Here is an 18,957-nt window from a genome sequence, read left to right as displayed (position 1 = left end):
TCGCTCAAATACTTAACGTAACGTTACGCATGGCTGAAAATAGAAAACGCCCAAAGCCGATGCCGCCTAAACCGCCGAAACGGAAGCGGGAATATTCACTGTTCAACTGGCTGAACAAGTTTTTGCCGCTCGACAAGGTTTTCGGTGAGAAGCTGCCGGGGCAGGAAGAGCGTTTGCCGGTGAAATATTTTTACTATTTCGGATGGGTGATCATATTGCTCGTGGCTTACGAGCGCATCGGGTTCCAATCGGAGGATTATGTACGGAAAAGCATCAAGCTCAAAAAGGAGGTTGACGACCTGAAAGCGGAATATACTTCCATCCATGCCGAATATGAGCGGGCCGGGAAGCAGTCCGTAGTGGTGGAAAAAGTACAGGCCGAAGGATTGGTTGAAAACCTTACCCCGCCTAAGAAAATCATTTTAAAAGAAGACGAAGAATAAGCCGTTTTTTCTCAACGCCTCATGAAAAACGAAGTCGAAAGCGGTCAGAACAATAAAAAAGCGCTGATCAACCGGGCCCGTTTGGTCGGCTGGATGCTGTTTTTGCTGGCGATTATGGTTTTCGTCAAGCTGATTCGGGTTCAGTATTACGATACATTCAAGGGAAAAACCTGGGCGGAGTATTCCGAAAAGAACGACCTGAAACTCGATACGATCCCGGCGATGCGCGGGAACATCTACGCAAGCGACAAAAGCTTGCTCGCTACCTCATTGCCATATTACTATGTTGGTTTTGATACCAAAGTGGCTGATTCGGCCTATTTCTACAACCACATCGATGAGCTGGCGTCGCTACTGGCCAAGAACTTCAAGGAAAACACCGCGGAAGGCTACAAAAGCAAGATCATGCGCTACCGCGTGAGCAAGAGCAAGCGGTACCTGCGCCTGAAAAGCAAAGAAATTACGCATTTGGAGCGCGAGCGGCTTAAAAAGTGGCCGTTTTTTGCCAAAGACCGTAAAGGCGGCGGCGGCAAGTTCGAAACGATCTACAAACGCTACAAGCCATTCAGCCCGATGGCCGACCGTACGATCGGAGGCATCGATCCGAAAAGCGGACGCGGGTATATTGGCCTGGAAGCCAGTTTTGACAAGCAGCTCGAAGGAAGACCGGGTATCGGATGGGTTGAAAAAGTAGAAGGCGGGTTGAAAATCCCGGTCGGGGATGCATTGAATGTACAACCGGCGGCGGGAAGGGACATTTACACTACGCTGGATATGAACTACCAGGAGCGCACCGAGATCGCATTGCGCCGGAAGCTGCTCGAAATGGACGCGGATTTTGGCTCGGTGATCATTATGGAAGTGGCTACGGGTGAAATCAAAGCCATGGCGAACCTTACCAAACGCGGCCCCGGTAAATACGAGGAAGTTTTCAACTACGCGTTGGCAGGCAGCAACGACCCCGGATCGACCTTCAAGCTGGCCACGATGATGGCCCTGCTTGAAGAAACCCATATGGACCCGGATCAGGTGACGGTCAATACCGGAGACGGCGCGATGAAGTTTCGCAACCATATTATCCGTGATGCGCACCGAGGAGGCTTTGGTACCATTACGGCTTCGCAGGTTTTGGAGAAGTCGTCCAACATCGGCATTGTGCAACTCATGCAGCGGTATTTTGCCAACAAGCCCGACAAATACCTGAGTTATCTCAAACAATTCCATCTCACGCAGCCAACCGGCATTCACATGAAAGGCGAAAAGCCGCCATTGATCCGCGACCGCAAGTCGAAGCAATGGAGCAGCTACTCGATGTATTTCATGGCGCATGGCTATGAAATGCAGATGACGCCCTTGCAAACGCTGGCATTCTACAACGCGGTGGCGAATAATGGTTACTGGGTACGCCCGATGATCGTGCGCGAAATCCGTAATGCGGAGGAAATCGAAGACAAGATCCCTCCATATGTGGAAGAAAAGCCGATTTGCTCGCCTGAAACGATCCGGAAGGTGAAAAAGATGCTCGAAGGGGTGGTGAACGCAGGTTTGGCGAAGCATATTAAAAGCGATTTATACCAAATCGCCGGGAAAACCGGCACTGCGCGGAAGCTGATCAACGGGGTTTATACCGAGGGTAAGAACTATACTTCATTTGCGGGCTATTTCCCGGCAGATAAGCCCAAATACAGCTGCATTGTGATCATCGACAACCCGAAAAGCACGGGTGCCGACTACACCCGGTATGCAGGAAGTGTCGCCGCCCCTGTTTTCAAGGAAGTCGCCGACCGTATTTACGCTTATGATGTGGCCATTCAAAAACCGGTTAGAGATTCTGTCCCCGAGAAATCGGAGGATGTGAAATGGGCGGGGATTACCAATGATCTGAATGTGATCAGTAAAACCCTGAACATGACGCCAGCGCCGGAGGAAAGCGAATATGCTGCGGCGTCGCTCTATAAAAAAGGCAAAACCAAATGGAATCCGCGCGAGGTCGACTCGCGCGATGTACCGAACCTGCAAGGCATGTCGATGCGGGATGCTTTGTATTTAATGGAAAACAAAGGTTTCAGGGTAACATTCAAAGGCTCGGGCAAGGTGGTAGAGCAATCGATACCGCCGGGCAGCAACAAATCAGGAAGCAAGACAATCCTGCTTACATTACAATAATCCTTCATGGAAAACGAACAAGTGTTGAGCAGCCTGCTCGGCGAAGTAAAAGGGGCCACTATTCATGGTTACGCCGATGTCAAGGTCAAGAATATCATTCTGGATTCCAGAAAAGTACTGCCGGGAAGCCTTTTTGTAGCATTGCGCGGCACACAGGTAGACGGCCATCAGTTTATCCACACGGCTGCTGAACTTGGCGCGACGGCCATATTATGCGAGGAGCTGCCCCAAAGTGTAAGGGAGGATGTTACCTACATCCAGGCGGAGGATTCCGCCGCGGCAATGGGGCTGATCGCAGCCGCATTTTACGGGTATCCATCCAAAAAAGTAAAGCTCGTTGGGGTAACCGGGACCAATGGCAAAACTTCGGTGGCCACGTTCCTGTTCCAGCTTTTCAGGGCGTTGGGGTACCGTTGCGGGTTGCTGTCAACGGTTCAGAATCAGATCGAAGACGAGGTGATACCGTCCACGCATACCACGCCCGATGCCGTTGCATTGAATGCATTGCTGGCGCAGATGGCCGCAAGTAATTGCAGCCACGTGTTTATGGAAGTAAGCTCGCATTCCGTGGCGCAGCACCGCATTACCGGTCTGCATTTCGCCGGGGGTATTTTTACCAACATTACCCACGACCACCTCGATTTCCACAAGACTTTCGATAACTATATCAAAGCCAAAAAGGGCTTTTTCGATGCATTGCCCAAATCAGCGTTCGCGTTGGTAAATATCGACGACCGGCGGGGTAATGTGATGGTGCAAAATACGAAAGCACGCGTCGAGACTTACTCGCTCCAAACGCTTGCGACTTTCAAAGGCAAGATCATCTCCGATACCCTTGCGGGGATGCATATGGAGATCAACAATCAGGAAGTCTGGTTCCGCGTGATCGGTCGGTTCAATGCCTATAACCTGCTTGCGGTATATGGTGCAGCGGTGCTTTTGGGAGAGAACGAAGAAGCCGTTTTGACAGAACTTTCGAATCTGAAAAGTCCTCCGGGGCGCTTCGAGCAATTCCATTCCGCGGACCATATCGTGGGTATCGTGGATTACGCGCACACGCCCGACGCGCTCGAAAACGTGCTCGAAACGATCACGCATTTGCGGCAGGGAAATGAGCAGGTCGTGACGGTAGTGGGTTGCGGTGGCAACCGCGACGCCGAAAAGCGGCCTAAAATGGCGGAAATAGCCTGCCGGTATAGCAACCGCGTGATCCTGACGTCGGATAACCCGCGGTTCGAAGATCCCATGGACATCCTCGACCAGATGCGTAAGGGCGTACCGCCGTTAGATTACAAAAAAACAACGGTGATCGAAGACCGCCACGAGGCTATTCTTAAAGCCGGACTGGAAGCGGCGCCGGGGGACATTATCCTGATCGCAGGTAAAGGGCATGAGAATTACCAGGACGTAAAAGGTGTAAAACACCATTTTGATGATAAGGAGGTGCTGATGGAAGTGTTCGCAAAACGGGCGGGCAATTAAAAATCACTATGCTTTTGGCGTAGTCTATTAAAAAAACCAATTTTGCAGCCGTCATCCCAACACGCTTTTTCATGCTCTATTATCTCTTCGATTACTTAGACAAACAATTCAACATTCCCGGGGCCGGGGTATTCCAGTACATCTCGTTCAGGGCGTTGGGTGCGACGGTTTTGTCGCTTTTCATCGCCGCCGCCTACGGGAAGTCGATCATCAATCTGCTCCGGAGAAAGCAAATGGGCGAGTCGATCCGAGATCTTGGATTGGCAGGGCAGATGGAGAAAGCGGGCACGCCTACCATGGGTGGCTTCATCATCCTGGCCTCGCTGCTGATCCCCGTTTTGCTGTTTGCCAAGTTGAGTAATGTCTACATCGTTTTGCTGCTCATTACGGCTGTCTGGACGGGAGGTATCGGGTTTTTGGATGATTATCTGAAAAAATTCAGGAACAATAAGGATGGCTTGGCCGGACGTTTTAAAATCGTCGGCCAGGTAGGGTTGGGATTGATCGTCGGAATCACGCTTTCGTTTAATGATAATGTCAAAATAAGGGTCTACGACCAGCCGGTGCTGAGTTCCAGCTTGGGTGAGGTGCAGCGTTACCGTGACATCATCCACCCGACGGTGACCACCATCCCGTTCATCAAGAATAACGAATTCGACTACAAGGCACTGCTTTTTGGCTGGTTGCCCGAAGAATATACCTGGGTTATCTACACGATCATCGCGATTTTCATCATTACCGCGATCTCCAATGGCGCCAACATTACCGATGGGATCGACGGCCTTGCTGCGGGAGTTTCAGGTATTATCGCACTCACGCTCGGTGTACTGGCCTATTTGTCGGGTAACACGAAGTTCTCGCAATACCTCAACATCATGTACATCCCCAATTCGGGAGAGCTGGTAATATTCTGTGCGGCATTCATAGGGGCCTGTGTCGGGTTTTTATGGTATAATGCGTACCCAGCACAGGTGTTCATGGGCGATACGGGCAGTTTGATGCTCGGCGGCGTGATCGCCGTGGTGGCACTGGCGATCCGTAAGGAATGGCTGATCCCGGTCATGTGCGGGATCTTCATTGTCGAGAATGCGTCGGTGATATTACAAGTCAGCTATTTTAAATACACCAAAAAGAAATACGGCGAAGGGCGAAGGATATTCCTGATGTCGCCGCTGCACCATCACTATCAGAAAAAGGGAATTCACGAGGCGAAGATCGTAACGCGTTTCTGGATCGTCGGGATTATCCTTGCGATTTTGACGTTGGCGACTTTGAAACTTCGATAGGGGGGAAAGGAAGGAAGGAGGAAAGGGAAAAAGGAGAAGGAGAAAGGGGTGAAGAAAACGTGGCCCGGAGGGCCATCCAAATCCAGATTGACATATGTTTTGGCTCCGTAGGTGCCTCCCGCGATGCGATCAGGAGGCACCTACGGAGCCAAACGCTGTATTGCCTTTCGGTTTCTATCAACAGGTAGCCGCGCCGTGGCTGTTTTTGCTTCTGGTTTTTTCCCGTTCCTCCATTCTCCATCCTCCCTTTCCTCCCAAAAAGCAAGAAGCCCCAATTCATGCGAATCGGAGCCTCCTGTGGTTTTTAGTCTGATGATATCGGGGTAATTTATTCTCTTAGTTCGAGCAGCATTTCGTCTGTGATCTTGTTCTTTTCCTTGAAATCTGCGACGGTTTCGGTGAAAGAGTTTTGAAGGTTTTCCACATTCTGGAGATTTTTATAAACACCGTCGTAGATCTCGTTCAACGACTTGTCGAGATTCTGGACGTTGACATTCATATTTTCTGTTTCAATCTGACCAATCTTCTTGATCACGGCAGTTTCGCTGTTTTTCAAATCCTCGATCTCGCGCAGGATTTTCTCCATGGTCTTAAACTTTTCGATCTTATCCATAAGCCTTTTTCAAGATTGTTTTCGAAGAATAAGTTTAAAATATCATACCAAAGCGGCCGTTACTGGCGGTAAAATTGCCCGCTTTTCATCTTTTCAACACTATGAAAAAGAAAAGTTTTGTACTGCTTTGGCTGGCGGTATTCATGCTGCCTACGATCCGTATTTCAGCTCAGATTTCCCCAAAAACGACGAATTGGAAAGGTTTTGAAAAAGTAGAATTCACATTTCAGGACCGCAATGCGTGGTACGTGAAACCCCGAAAGGCAATTGAAGGGAACCCGTGGGTGTGGCGGGCACATTTCCCCACATGGCACACCGATATGGACAGCATTTTGCTCTCGCGCGGGTTTCATGTGGCTTATGTGAATACCAATGACCTGTTCGCGCACCCGAAAGCGATGCAGGTGTGGGACGCATTCTACGATTACCTGGTGAAAGAGCAGCATTTCGCCCCGAAAGTGGCGTTGGAAGGTGTGAGCCGCGGTGGATTGTATGTGTATGGCTGGGCTAAGCGGAACCCCGACAAAGTGAGCTGCATTTACGCCGAAGCGCCCGTCGCCGACCCGAAAAGCTGGCCGGGTGGCAAAGGAAAGGGCAAAGGCTCACCTAAGGACTGGGAGGCGTGGAAGAAAATATTCAACATGACGGAAGAGCAGGCCGCCAGTTTCACTGACATTCCATTAAACGACCTCGCTGGCCTGGCTTCGTACAAAGTACCCATTGTCCATGTGGTTGGGTTAAAAGACGAACACGCGCCGGTTGCAGAAAATACGGACCTGCTGGTCAAAAATTACCTTGCATTAGGCGGGCCTGTGAGCGTGTACCCGATGACGCGCGGCGAGCAAACGCTCGATGGGCACCACTTCCCGATCGAACATCCCGAATTCTTCGCCAATTTTATCGAAGAGAACAGCGTGCCTGTTCAAAAGCCATTGCCGCACTCGACTTACATTACTTTGAATAGAGGATTGGGTAATGCATTTGAGAAGTTTCGCACGAGCAAGAAGGGGACGGTAGCATTCCTCGGCGGCTCCATTACGCATAATCCGGGCTGGCTCGACAAGACGTCCCAATATTTACAGGAGCACTTCCCGGATACGGAATTCACATTCATTGCAGCCGGAATTCCATCATTGGGCAGTACGCCGCATTCCATGCGTTTCAGTCGCGACGTGCTCGCCAAGGGCACGCCGGATTTGCTTTTTGTGGAAGCGGCGGTAAACGACCGGGGCAATGGATTCAGTGAAAAGGCGCAGATCAGGGCCCTGGATGGTATTCTGAGGCAAATGTTTGCCGCTAATGCCAAAGCAAATGTGGTGATGATGGCCTTCGCGGAGCCTAAAAAGAACGACGACTATGAAGCGGGCAAGGAGCCCGTAGAGGTAGGCGTGCACGAGCGTGTAGCGAAATATTACGGGGCGGTTTACATCAATCTGGCCAAAGAAGTGTACGACCGGATCAAAGCCGGTGAATTCAACTGGAAATATGATTTCAAAGATTTGCACCCGTCGCCCTACGGTCAGGAGATTTACGCGCAGACGATCAAGGAAATGCTGAAAATGGAATCCGCCGCGACCGGCGATATCAAGCTCCCCGCTCCAATGGACCGTTTCTCGTACGACAAAGGCAGCTACCACAAGCTCGAAGAAGCCAAAAACCTCAAAGGCTTTACGCTGGATCCCGACTGGAAGCCGAAGGTGAAATTTTCCACCAGACCCGGATTTGTGAACGTGCCGATGCTGGTGAGTGAAACCGCCGGTTCGTCACTGGATTTCGAATTCAAAGGCCGCGGGGTAGGGATCGCCATCATCTCCGGGCCGGACGCCGGGAAGATCACTTACACCATCGACGGGAAAAATCCGAAAACGCTCGATACCTACACGCCATGGAGCAATCAGCTGCATCTGCCCTGGTACCTCATGCTTGCCGACGAACTTTCAGCCGGGAAGCATAAGCTGCATCTGACGATTTCAAGCGAGAAGAATGAGAAGAGCGAAGGGAATGCAGTAAGGGTTGTGCATTTGCTTGTTAATGAGTAAATAGCAATAGGTTTTTCACACACTAAACTAATTGGATATGCCCGAAATCTCCCGTTTCTTCGGAATCATTATTTACATGTATTTCAAAGACCATCTTCCTCCGCATTTTCATGCCGAATACGGCGGACAGGAAGCACAGTTTTCAATTGAGACGGGAAATGTGATCGTGGGCGATTTGCCCAGAAAGCAGGTAAGGCTTATTCAGGCGTGGGTGGAACTTTATAGGGACGAATTGTTTTTGAACTACGAAGAGTCCCAGAAGGATAATGGAAGGCTGCGAAAGATCAGGCCATTGCAATAATGAATCCGAGAGTCAAAGAAATATTGTCCGTAAAACCGTTCGTCATCCAATCACTTTGGACTGATGGGAAGGTTCGGGTTACGGATTTCAGGAGGTTTCTTGGGGAATATGAAGGCCGGAAAGACAGTCTGTTTGGCAAGATTCTTCAACCTGAAATTTTCGTTCAGGCCAGGACCGATGGCAGAACCATACTTTGGGATAACCTGACCGAGATGGAAGATTACGACGGAACGATAATTCCCGGGCCGCTGGATTTCTGTCCGGATGTACTTTTCGAAAACTCTACACTCGCCTAATTCCGCCCCGTCTGCGTCGTATACGTACTTTCAAAAATCTTATCCGCATTCCCCGCTTCAAAACCATCCCGCCGGTGCTTTCGCTTAATTTCACTCTTGGGAAGGTTTGTAAATTCCGGTAGCACTTTCCGCTCGGCGAATTCAACGTACGAGCCGGAAATACGCAACTTCTCACCATTTGCAAATTCCGCGTCCAGCATTTCCGCTACGGTAGCACTTTGTAACAGGCCTCCATCCGGACTTACTTTGATTTTCCCGCCTGACGTATTGAGTTTAATACCATGTTTTTCTAAAAATTCATTGAAATGCGCTACGGTGTTGTAGCCTTCGGGCAGGTGATGGACGCTGATTGTGAAATGATTGAGGTAGTACCGGTTGTAAATCACCCACGCGGCGTATTCGCTTTCTTTGAGCAGCGATTGGTAATCGGCCACGGTAGGCGTACGCCATAGTGGCTGGTGCAGGAATGCATCTACGGCTTCGCCGTTGTCGAGGTCGAGGGAATCGACAGGGTCGGTGGTGACTTCATCGGTGTAGCTGCGGATAATGCGTTGGCTTTCTGGCGATAGGTCGCCTACGCGGAGCTCGCTCACAAAAATGCGCGGGTCGGTTTCGCGCGGCGGCGCGTACCACCAGGCGTCGAGTTTTTTGCCTTCGAAAAAATAGTGGTCGCGTTTTTCGTAGCCGTAATGCAGGAATATTTTCTCGAACGATTGTACGCCAAGCTGAGGCACACCCATCGTGCGGAATGCGATATGATCGTTTTCGATATCGTCGGCAGTTTTAACAACGCCGTCGCTCACCATGGCGTCGAGGATAATACCCACGTCCGGAACGCGCTCTTTGTAGCGGCGCATAAGGCCGTTCAGAACAATGTCGAGGGTGGCGAGTTTGCTGGCTGACGGTTTCATTTTTTTCAGTTTTTGATGATTGTGAAGTGTCTATGTAGGTTAGAAATACATTCAATTGTCAGCCTGAGCGTAGTCGAAGGCCGTTTCTGTACCGGCCTTCGACTCCGCTCAGGCTGACAAAAGGGCGTAATTTTAGTCTTTTTTTATCCTTTCGACAATTCCGTCGAGCGCACTTGTGCGGCGAAAATGCCTTTTTCAAGTATTTTATCGAGCTCGCCGGCTTCAAACTGGCGTAATGCAGCCTCGGTGGTTCCTCCTTTGGATGCAACGGCCTTGATCAGGTCGTCGAGCGATTTGTCGGCAGTATTGATCAGGTGATAGGAGCCCAGCATGGTTTGTTTTACCAGCAATGCGGCCACGTTTTCCTCAAAGCCCATTTGCTTACCGGCCTCGATCATCGCTTTCACCACGTAAAAAAAGTAAGCCGGCCCGCTACCACTCAACGCAGTTACCGCATTCAGTTGCTCCTCATCTTCCAGGAACACCGACCGGCCGGTTGCATTGATGAGGTTTTCTATTTTGCGTAATTGATGTAAATCTACTTCGGGTGATGCTGAATAGGCGGTAATGCCCATTCCAAGCATGGCAGGCGTGTTCGGCATTGCGCGGATGACCGCTTTATGATCCAGGGCATTCTGAATGCCTTCGATCGTGACGCCGGCCATAATCGACAATACTACCTGGCTGGGCTTAATGACTTCTTTGAGCGCACCGGCCACCGAAAGAAAATCCTGCGGCTTCACCGAAAGGATGATCAGGTCGTATTCGCCGATTTGCGGGCCGATCACGCCGGTGATCACGCCCGGTTGGAAGCTGGTGAGGCTGTCCATGCGGTCGGTGCTTTTTTCAACCAGTAAAAAGTCCTGGTTTTTGACGAGGTCAAATTTCAGGAAGGCGCGGGCGAAGGCCATACCCATGTTGCCGCAGCCGATGATAGCAATTTTCATTTTGGACTAAATTAATGGTATCGTAAGGATTTTGGCGAATTACGTAACTTTTAAGGAATTATCTGTCCTGCGAAGGCTTGCAGATTAATTAATGATGAATGAGGCATGTTCTTTATAACACTCCTTAGCTTTGCCGGGGATTCGGGCGGAGTGCATCGGACAGGTAAGTATTGAAGGGAAATAATATTCTGCTTTGATGATTTATGCCAACCTTATATTTTGAAAAATAAGTGTAATGCATTTGTTTAGAATTTGATATATCCCTGCTTGCCAAATTATCTAATTTTATTGTAATACTCCTATTATGGCTATAAAAGTTGCTATTTCGCACAAAACACGATATAAGTTCGACCGGAGTGTTTCACTTTCACCGCATATTTTCAGATTGCGCCCCGCGCCGCATTCGCGCACGCCGATCGAAGGCTATTCGCTGAAAATTACGCCCGAAAATCATTTCATCAACTGGCAGCAGGACCCATTCGGAAACTACCAGGCGCGGGTTGTGTTTCCGGAAAAGACAACGGAGCTGAGCATCGACGTGGAAGTGATCGCCAAAATGCAGGTGATTAATCCGTTTGATTTTTTTGTGGAGGATTATGCGGACAAATATCCTTTCAAATATGAGGCAACGCTGGAAAAAGAGCTGGGCCCATATCTCGAACCACGTGAGGCGGGACCGCTTTTGATGGATTTTATCCAAAACCTGAAAATACAACAGGATATCAAAACCGTCGATTTCCTGGTGTATCTCAATCAGGAGTTGTACAAGGCTATCAATTATAATATCCGGATGGAAGCGGGCGTGCAAACCTGCGAGCAGACGCTTACCATCAAAAGTGGGTCCTGCCGCGATTCGGCGTGGCTGCTGGTGCAGATCCTGCGGCATCTGGGCATTGCCGCACGGTTCGTGTCAGGTTACCTGGTGCAGCTTACTTCCGATATCAAGTCACTCGACGGACCCTCCGGGCCCGAGGCGGATTTTACCGACCTGCACGCGTGGACGGAGGCGTACGTGCCGGGCGCGGGATGGATCGGCCTGGACCCTACTTCAGGCCTTTTTGCCAGCGAGGGCCATATCCCGCTTTGCTGTACGCCCGATTATGCCAGTGCAGCCCCGGTTTCGGGAGCCACGGATGTTGCCGAAGTGACTTTTGAATTTGACAACAAGGTTTTTCGCATTCATGAGGATCCGCGTGTAACCAAGCCTTATTCAGAAGAACAGTGGGCGCAGGTGATGCAGGTGGGCTATGATGTGGAAAAAGATTTACAGGAAAATGACGTTCGCCTGACAATGGGCGGCGAACCTACCTTCATTTCCATAGACGATTTCGAATCGGCCGAATGGAACACAGCTGCCGACGGACCATTGAAGCGGCAACTGGCCTACGACCTTTCGTTAAGGCTTAAAAACCGATTTGCGCACGGTGGGCTGCTTCATTTTGGGCAAGGCAAGTGGTATCCCGGTGAGCTTTTCCCACGCTGGCAATATGCATTGTACTGGCGGAATGACGGTGTTCCGATGTGGAAAAACGACGATCTGATCACCAAGGAAGGACAGACGAAGTATACTTTCAGGGAGGCTGAGATTTTTACTTCGGAGCTAGCCAAATACCTGGGTATCGACACCAATAACATTACTCCTGCTTACGAAGACCCTGTTTACTGGGCCATGGAGGAGGGGAAACTGCCCGTCAATGTCGATCCTTTGAAAGTGAATCTCAAGGATTCTGTCGAACGCCGGACACTGGCCAAATTGCTCGAAAAGGGCCTGAACAACCCGGCGGGATTTGTGATACCTGTCAGATGGGACGGGATGCATTGGACCAGCACGGCCTGGCAGTTTCGGCGAGGCAACTGCTTCCTGATACCCGGAAATTCGGCGATGGGTTATCGTTTGCCATTGAACTCGCTGCCCGAGATCGCCAAAGAGCGGCGCGAACAGCCGGTGGAACGCAGTCCGTTCGAGGATTTGCCTGCATTGGCGGATTACCAGCCCATTGTGCAGGCGCGTTATGGTTCCGTGGCGCCTCCGTATAAGTTGCCTTTGAATATTCAGCCCGTCGATGAGGAAGAGGATTCAAAGAAAAAGGAGGAAGAAGAGCAAAATAACCTGCTTTTCGATGTACCGGTAATCAAAACGGCGCTCTGCGTGGAGGAACGTGACGGGATTATCTACGTCTTCCTGCCACCAACTGATTATCTCGAACATTATCTGGATCTGATGGCTTCCATCGAAGCCACTGCCGAAAAATTGAAAATGCCGGTGCGCATTGAAGGTTACCCGGCACCGTCGGATTACCGGGTGCAGAAACTGATTGTCACACCGGATCCGGGGGTGATCGAAGTGAATATACATCCGGCTAAAAACTGGCAGGAGTTGGTCGACAACATCAGCGCATTGTATGAAGAGGCATTCTTCTCTCGGCTGGGTACGGACAAATTCATGGTCGATGGCCGGCATACCGGCACCGGTGGCGGTAACCACGTTACGATTGGCGGGGCCAAACCGGCAGATAGCCCGATATTGCGCCGCCCTGATCTGCTGCGGAGCCTTTTGACCTATTGGCAGCACCATCCGGCATTGAGTTACCTTTTTGCCGGTCCGTTCATTGGCCCTACCAGCCAGGCGCCGCGTATCGACGAAGGCCGCGACGAGCGCCTTTACGAAGTTGAAATCGCTTTTGACCAGATTCCTGAGCATGGTGAAGTGCCATTCTGGATGGTGGACCGCATTTTCAGGAATTTGCTGGTTGATATTACGGGCAACACCCACCGCTCGGAGTTTTGTATGGATAAACTGTATTCGCCCGATTCGTCGAGCGGACGGCTGGGTATTCTTGAATTCCGGGCATTCGATATGCCGCCGCACAAGCATATGAACCTCGTGCAGACGCTGCTCATACGTGCGCTCATCGCGAAGTTTTGGAAAGAACCCTATAAGCATAAGCTCATCCGCTGGGGTACCGAGCTCCACGACCGCTTCCTGTTGCCGCATTTCGCTTATCTGGATATGGTGGATGTGGTGAACGACCTGAAAGCGGCGGGCTACCACTTCGATATTTCTTGGTTCGACCCGTTCTTCGAGTTCCGTTTCCCGCATTATGGCGGCATTACGGTGGATAACATTCAGCTGGAACTGCGGCTGGGCATCGAGCCATGGCATGTTTTGGGAGAAGAATTGTCGAATGCGGGCACAGCAAGGTTTGTGGACTCGTCTTTGGAAAGGTTGCAGGTAAAAGTGAGTGGTTTTGTGGAGGGAAGGCATATTCTGGTCTGCAACGGCTGCCGTGTACCACTCCGGAGCGCGGGGATCAAAGGCGAATATGTGTCGGGTATCCGTTACAAAGCCTGGAACCCGCCGTCGGCATTGCACCCGACGATCGGGGCTGACGCGCCGCTGGTTTTCGATATTGTGGATACCTGGAATAACCGTATATTGGGCGGCTGTACCTATTTCGTTTCGCACCCCGGCGGGCGCAGTTTTGATACTTATCCGGTCAATAGTTTTGAGGCCGAATCGCGCAAGATCAGCCTGTTTCAAGGCTTCGGGCATACGCCGTCTGCGACACGCGAGGTGCCTGTTGTGGAGAAAACGGCCTCGGGCGTTTCCCGGTTTGTGGCCGAAACGAAAAAGGAAATGCGCGGCGACACCCCGATCGAACTGATCAATCCGGAGTATCCCAATACACTGGATTTACGCAAATTCTGGAAATCGCGATAGATTTGCAGTATAACCCTGATTTTGAATATGCTTACCGAGGCTTCCGTGAATCTGTTACAATCCTATCAAGCCGGCCTGACTTCCTACGACGAGGTGCTGGATCCCAACGGAAAATTGAAGCCACACTGGCAGGCGCTTTTCGCCACGCTGGAAAAACTGGGTATTGAGGAGCTCAAAAACCGCAATCAGGAGATTATCAGCAGGCTGCGGGAGAATGGCGTGACTTACAACGTTTACGGAAGCCCCGACGGCATGAACCGCCCCTGGCAGCTCGACCCGATCCCTTTCCTGATCGAACACCGCGAATGGGAGAAGATTTCGAAAGGTTTGCAGCAGCGGGCCCTGTTGCTCGACCTCGTTTTGAAGGATATATACGGACCCAGAAACCTCGTAAAGGATGCAGTCATTCCGGCGGAACTCGTATTTGAAAACACAGGGTTTTTAAGGCCTTGCATCGATATTAAGGTTCCCGGACCGAGGCAGCTGACGCTGTTTGCCGCTGATATGGCACGGGGGCCGGATGGACAAATGTGGGTGCTCGACAGCCGCACGCAGGCACCCTCCGGCTCGGGCTACACGCTCGAAAACCGAATTGTGATGAGCAAGCTGCTGCCTGAACTGGCCGACGGCATGTATGTGAGCAAGCTCTCGCCTTTTTTTAACAGCATTCAAAACACCGTACTCAGGCTCTCGGACAAAACCCGCGACGCCCCGAATATCGTGTACCTGACGCCGGGACCCGGCAACGAGGCCTATTTCGAACACGCCTACCTGGCCTCGTACCTGGGTTATACACTCGCGCAAGGCGACGATCTGCTCGTTCGTAACGGAAGCGTGTGGCTGAAATCCATCGATGGTTTGCAAAAAGTGGACGTGATTGTACGCCGCGTTGACGACGACTGGTGCGACCCGCTGGAATTGCGGGAAGATTCGCGTCTTGGCGTGCCGGGCCTGTTGCAGGCAATCCGTCTCGGTAATGTGCAGGTAATGAACCCGCCGGGATCAGGCGTGCTGGAAAACCATGCTTTTCTGGCATTCATGGAGAATATATGCCAGTATTTTCTGGGCGAAAAGCTGATTATGCCCAATGTGGCCACCTGGTGGTGCGGCCATCAGAAAGAATTGACCTACGTGCTCGACAATATCGATGAACTGATCATCAAAAAGGCCAACCGAAAATCCAAGTTTGCCTCGATTTATGGCCGAACCCAGAGCAAGGAGGAAAAAGAAAAGCTGAAAGCGATGATTATCCAGCGACCGCACGATTTTATCGCGCAGCAGGAGGTAAGCCTTTCCACCACGCCTTCGTTGATCAACGGGGTGATAGAGCCCCGGTATGCCGCTTTGCGGGCATTTATGGTGGCGGATGAAAACGGCTACCACGTTATGCAGGGCGGGCTTACGCGCAGCTCGGCGGTGAAGGACCGGTTCGTGATCTCCAACCAGCAGGGCGGGTTTTCGAAAGATACCTGGATCGTGTCCGATAAGTCTGATGAACCGCAGGAAAGGATTGTCCTGAATACGCCTGCCGCGGTGAACAAGCACGTTTCGCTCCCGAGCCGGAGCGCCGAAAACCTGTTTTGGGTAGGGCGGTACTGCGAGCGGACAATGGCGGTGATCAAGTTCATGAACATTACCATCAATGTGCTCAACCTCGACCGCAATTTCGGAGGATCGGCGAAGCAGGAACATATTAAAGTGCTTTTACAGTCGCTCACGCATGTTTCGGCTACCTATCCCGGATTTTTGGATGCGGATGAGAAGCTGAATGATCCCTACAAGGAAATCATCGCATTGATCTCCGACAACTGCCGCGCAGGGACGGTGGCTTCGAATATCGGCTCGTTCCTGAACGCCGTTGGTGCGGTGCGGAACCAGTGGGAGCTGGAAATCTGGCGGATCGTGGACCTGATTGATAACGGCTACCACGAGATCCGCCATGCTTCGCATATGAACAGCACCAACATTCAGCGGACGCTCGACAAGCTGTTCAACAATATGTTTACGTTCCTGGGCGTGATTGCGGAAAGTATGCCGCGGGATAACAGTTACCTGCTGCTGGAAACCGGGAAGCTGATTGAAAGGATATTGTCAAGGATCAGCGTGATCCAGTCGAATTTTGGTGTTGGGCGTACGGCTGCGGTGGAAAACGAGCTGATTGAGGCAACGTTGATCAATCATCATATGCTGGTGAATTACAGGCAGATCTACAAATCGCACCTGAGTGTGGAGACGATGCTGGATATGATTTTGCTTGAACCGCGTTTGCCCTATTCATTGACTTATATGCTCGATGAGCTGGGTAAAAACCTCGCGGAACTGCCGGCTACCGCGCACGGAGAGAGGCTGAATGAGGCTGAAAAGCTCGCGTTGAAAGCATCGACGCTCATCAAACTCTCGAATATCCAGGATTTGTGCAAATGCAACGCCGAAGAGGAACGGGAGGAGCTTTTTACCCTGCTCGGGGAAGTCGCCAGGCTGGTGAGCTCGGTATCCATTTACCTGACCAACCAGTATTTCAGTCACACATTGATACACCACTCTTTCGAACCGATGGACTACGATACGGATGAAGTATAAGCTGATCCATAAAACCGAGTACAAGTACGCCGAGGCGGTGAATAATTATCACAGCCTCGTGTGCCTCACGCCGCGTACGTTACCCGACCAGCTTTGTCAGGATTTTAGCATTAAAATCACCCCGGAACCAGCGCAGATCAGTGAGCGGGTTGATTTTTACGGGAATACCACGCATTATTTTTCCCTGCATTCTCCCCATAAAGCACTCACCGTGCTCACGACGGCGGTCGTCGAGCGTTTGAAAGAACGTACGGGATCGTTGTTCATTCCTTCGTCGGTAACCAGTGGAGAGGCCAGGCAGCGGCTCACGGGCGACCGCGCGACGAAGATTTCAGTTTTGGAGTACACATTACCGAGCCCGCTGGTGAAATGGGACGCGGAAATCAAGGCATATGCAAGCGATTGTTTCGACGACCATGTGCCATTGTATGAATGCATTGCCAAACTTTGCCGGAAAATTTTCACGGAGTTCAAATTCATGCCTGATTTCACGACGGTGAACACACCTATCAAGGAAGTGCTGGCGGCTAAAAAGGGCGTTTGTCAGGACTTTTCGCATCTGGCCATTGCCTGTATCCGGAGTTTCGGCTTCGCAGCGCGGTATGTCAGCGGATACCTCGAAACACTTCCGCCGCCGGGAAAACCCAAGTTGCAGGGCTCCGACGCTTCGCACGCCTGGATTTCGGTTTTTATTCCCGATTACGGCTGGTGTGACTTCGACCCGACCAATAATGTCGTTCCCGGCGAGCGCCATATTGTCACCGCCTGGGGCCGCGATTACAGTGATGTGCCGCCGCTGAAAGGCATTATTTTCAGCTACGGAAAACACACGCTTTCAGTAGAAGTGGACGTGATCCCGATTTAATACCGGAATGCGCCGCATTTACCCCATTTTTTAACAGAATGGTTCCGGTAAAGAATTTGAGAATTGGCTGGTGTTGCCTAATTTTACCAGATCATTTTGAAATAAGTATACAAAACCTCTTTTAATGTAACCGCGCAGGTCGGTCTGTGTCAGATGTAATGATTTTGCAGTGGTTTCTTCTAAGAATTAATAATTATCAGAATTACGAATGAAAGAAATAGCATTTAGAGATGCCATTCGCGACGCTATGTCGGAAGAGATGCGCCTTGACAAGAGTATTTTTTTGATGGGGGAAGAGGTTGCGGAATACAACGGTGCTTATAAGGCGAGTCAGGGAATGCTCGATGAGTTCGGCCCTGAGCGCGTGATCGATACGCCTATCGCGGAGCTTGGCTTTGCGGGGATTGCGGTAGGGGCTGCCGGAAACGGCCTGCGCCCGATCGTCGAGTTCATGACATTCAACTTCTCACTCGTGGCGATCGACCAGATCATCAACAGTGCGGCGAAAATTCTTTCGATGTCAGGCGGCCAGTACGGTTGCCCGATCGTGTTCCGCGGGCCGACCGGTAATGCAGGTCAGCTAGGCGCACAGCACTCCCAGAACTTCGAAAACTGGTTTGCCAATACGCCTGGTTTGAAAGTGGTGGTTCCTTCGAACCCTTACGACGCAAAAGGCTTGCTGAAATCGTCCATCCGCGACAACAACCCGGTGATCTTCATGGAATCGGAGGTGATGTACGGTGATAAAATGGCTGTTCCCGAGGAAGAATACCTTATTCCACTGGGGAAGGCTGATATCAAACGCCAGGGTAAAGACGTAACTATCGTTTCTTTCGGTAAGATGATTCCCCGCGTGGTAATGCCGGCGGTGCTTCAACTCGAAAAAGAAGGTATCGACGTGGAAGTGGTTGATTTGCGCACCGTTCGCCCTATCGACTATGCTACTGTGATCGAATCAGTGAAGAAAACAAATCGCTGCGTGGTAGTGGAAGAAGCCTGGCCACTGGCTGCTATTTCTTCGGAACTCGCTTACCATATCCAGCGCCATGCATTTGATTATATGGATGCGCCGGTGATCCGTGTAAACAGCCGCGATGTACCTCTTCCATATGCGCCAACGCTGATCGAAGAGATCCTGCCTAGCGTGAAGCGCACAGTGGAGGCCGTGAAATCGGTGCTTTATAAATAATCTTCAGAGATTCACAGCGAAGCCATTACCGACCCAGGTTTTGGCTTTGTTGATTATAGCCCCTGATGTCAGTGTTAGTAAGTTTCTCATTTGAAAGTGGTTATTAATTAAATACTAT

The 18,957-nt window shown here is 50.9% G+C and carries 14 protein-coding genes; 11 read left to right on the top strand and 3 right to left on the bottom strand.

Annotated elements, in window-relative coordinates; translation table 11 throughout:
- The first annotated feature begins 29 nt into the window (after positions 1 to 29).
- The 4 genes from J7619_RS17000 to mraY all read left to right on the top strand — a co-directional run bounded on the left by J7619_RS17000 (position 30) and on the right by mraY (position 5,377).
- Complete coding sequence (locus J7619_RS17000; protein ID WP_291200893.1) at positions 30 to 443, top strand: FtsL-like putative cell division protein; 414 nt, start codon at positions 30 to 32, stop codon at positions 441 to 443.
- Between the two features lie 21 nt (positions 444 to 464).
- The gene (locus J7619_RS16995; RefSeq protein ID WP_291200890.1) at positions 465 to 2,609 is read left to right on the top strand and encodes a penicillin-binding protein; all 2,145 of its coding nucleotides are present in this window, start codon (positions 465 to 467) and stop codon (positions 2,607 to 2,609) included.
- A gap of 6 nt (positions 2,610 to 2,615) precedes the next feature.
- Entirely contained in the window at positions 2,616 to 4,091 is a 1,476-nt protein-coding gene (locus tag J7619_RS16990) for a UDP-N-acetylmuramoyl-L-alanyl-D-glutamate--2,6-diaminopimelate ligase (protein ID WP_291200887.1), read from the top strand.
- Between the two features lie 71 nt (positions 4,092 to 4,162).
- Entirely contained in the window at positions 4,163 to 5,377 is a 1,215-nt protein-coding gene (mraY, locus tag J7619_RS16985; RefSeq protein ID WP_223400721.1) for a phospho-N-acetylmuramoyl-pentapeptide-transferase, read from the top strand.
- 328 nt (positions 5,378 to 5,705) lie between these two features.
- Here the strand turns inward: mraY and J7619_RS16980 are convergent, their stop codons facing one another.
- Positions 5,706 to 5,990, bottom strand: coding sequence for a hypothetical protein (locus tag J7619_RS16980; protein WP_291200882.1), 285 nt, complete (start codon positions 5,988 to 5,990; stop codon positions 5,706 to 5,708).
- Between the two features lie 101 nt (positions 5,991 to 6,091).
- Between J7619_RS16980 and J7619_RS16975 the strand changes: the two genes are divergently transcribed.
- The 3 genes from J7619_RS16975 to J7619_RS16965 are packed head-to-tail and all read left to right on the top strand — an operon-like array spanning position 6,092 to position 8,626.
- The gene (locus J7619_RS16975) at positions 6,092 to 8,029 is read left to right on the top strand and encodes an SGNH/GDSL hydrolase family protein (protein WP_291200879.1); all 1,938 of its coding nucleotides are present in this window, start codon (positions 6,092 to 6,094) and stop codon (positions 8,027 to 8,029) included.
- 37 nt (positions 8,030 to 8,066) lie between these two features.
- Positions 8,067 to 8,330, top strand: a complete 264-nt coding sequence (locus J7619_RS16970; protein WP_291200876.1) for a DUF4160 domain-containing protein — start codon at positions 8,067 to 8,069, stop codon at positions 8,328 to 8,330.
- Positions 8,330 to 8,626 carry a hypothetical protein gene (locus J7619_RS16965; RefSeq protein ID WP_291200873.1) on the top strand — a complete coding sequence of 99 codons (297 nt, stop codon included), beginning with the start codon at positions 8,330 to 8,332 and terminating at the stop codon, positions 8,624 to 8,626. Before J7619_RS16970 ends, J7619_RS16965 begins: the two co-directional genes overlap by 1 nt.
- On the opposite strand, the gene J7619_RS16960 is transcribed toward J7619_RS16965, so the two are convergent.
- Positions 8,623 to 9,537, bottom strand: coding sequence for a DUF1338 domain-containing protein (locus J7619_RS16960; protein ID WP_291200870.1), 915 nt, complete (start codon positions 9,535 to 9,537; stop codon positions 8,623 to 8,625). The genes J7619_RS16965 and J7619_RS16960 overlap by 4 nt on opposite strands.
- Positions 9,538 to 9,680: 143 nt before the next feature.
- Positions 9,681 to 10,484, bottom strand: a complete 804-nt coding sequence (gene proC / locus J7619_RS16955) for a pyrroline-5-carboxylate reductase (RefSeq protein WP_291200867.1) — start codon at positions 10,482 to 10,484, stop codon at positions 9,681 to 9,683.
- 304 nt (positions 10,485 to 10,788) lie between these two features.
- On the opposite strand from proC, the gene J7619_RS16950 reads away from it, so the two are divergent.
- From J7619_RS16950 to J7619_RS16935, 4 genes are all read left to right on the top strand, one after another.
- Positions 10,789 to 14,205: a DUF2126 domain-containing protein gene (locus tag J7619_RS16950; protein ID WP_291200864.1), complete on the top strand. Its 3,417-nt coding sequence runs from the start codon at positions 10,789 to 10,791 to the stop codon at positions 14,203 to 14,205.
- Positions 14,206 to 14,232: 27 nt separating this feature from the next.
- Positions 14,233 to 16,785: a circularly permuted type 2 ATP-grasp protein gene (locus J7619_RS16945; RefSeq protein ID WP_291200862.1), complete on the top strand. Its 2,553-nt coding sequence runs from the start codon at positions 14,233 to 14,235 to the stop codon at positions 16,783 to 16,785.
- Positions 16,775 to 17,650 carry a transglutaminase family protein gene (locus tag J7619_RS16940; protein ID WP_291200859.1) on the top strand — a complete coding sequence of 292 codons (876 nt, stop codon included), beginning with the start codon at positions 16,775 to 16,777 and terminating at the stop codon, positions 17,648 to 17,650. Before J7619_RS16945 ends, J7619_RS16940 begins: the two co-directional genes overlap by 11 nt.
- A gap of 208 nt (positions 17,651 to 17,858) precedes the next feature.
- Positions 17,859 to 18,839 (top strand): pyruvate dehydrogenase complex E1 component subunit beta, encoded by a 981-nt coding sequence (locus tag J7619_RS16935; protein ID WP_106595638.1) that lies wholly within the window; start codon positions 17,859 to 17,861, stop codon positions 18,837 to 18,839.
- Positions 18,840 to 18,957 lie beyond the last annotated feature (118 nt).

It is taken from the genome of Dyadobacter sp., assembly GCF_017744695.1.
Taxonomy (GTDB): domain Bacteria; phylum Bacteroidota; class Bacteroidia; order Cytophagales; family Spirosomataceae; genus Dyadobacter.
This window is presented reverse-complemented; position numbering and strand designations above follow the sequence as displayed.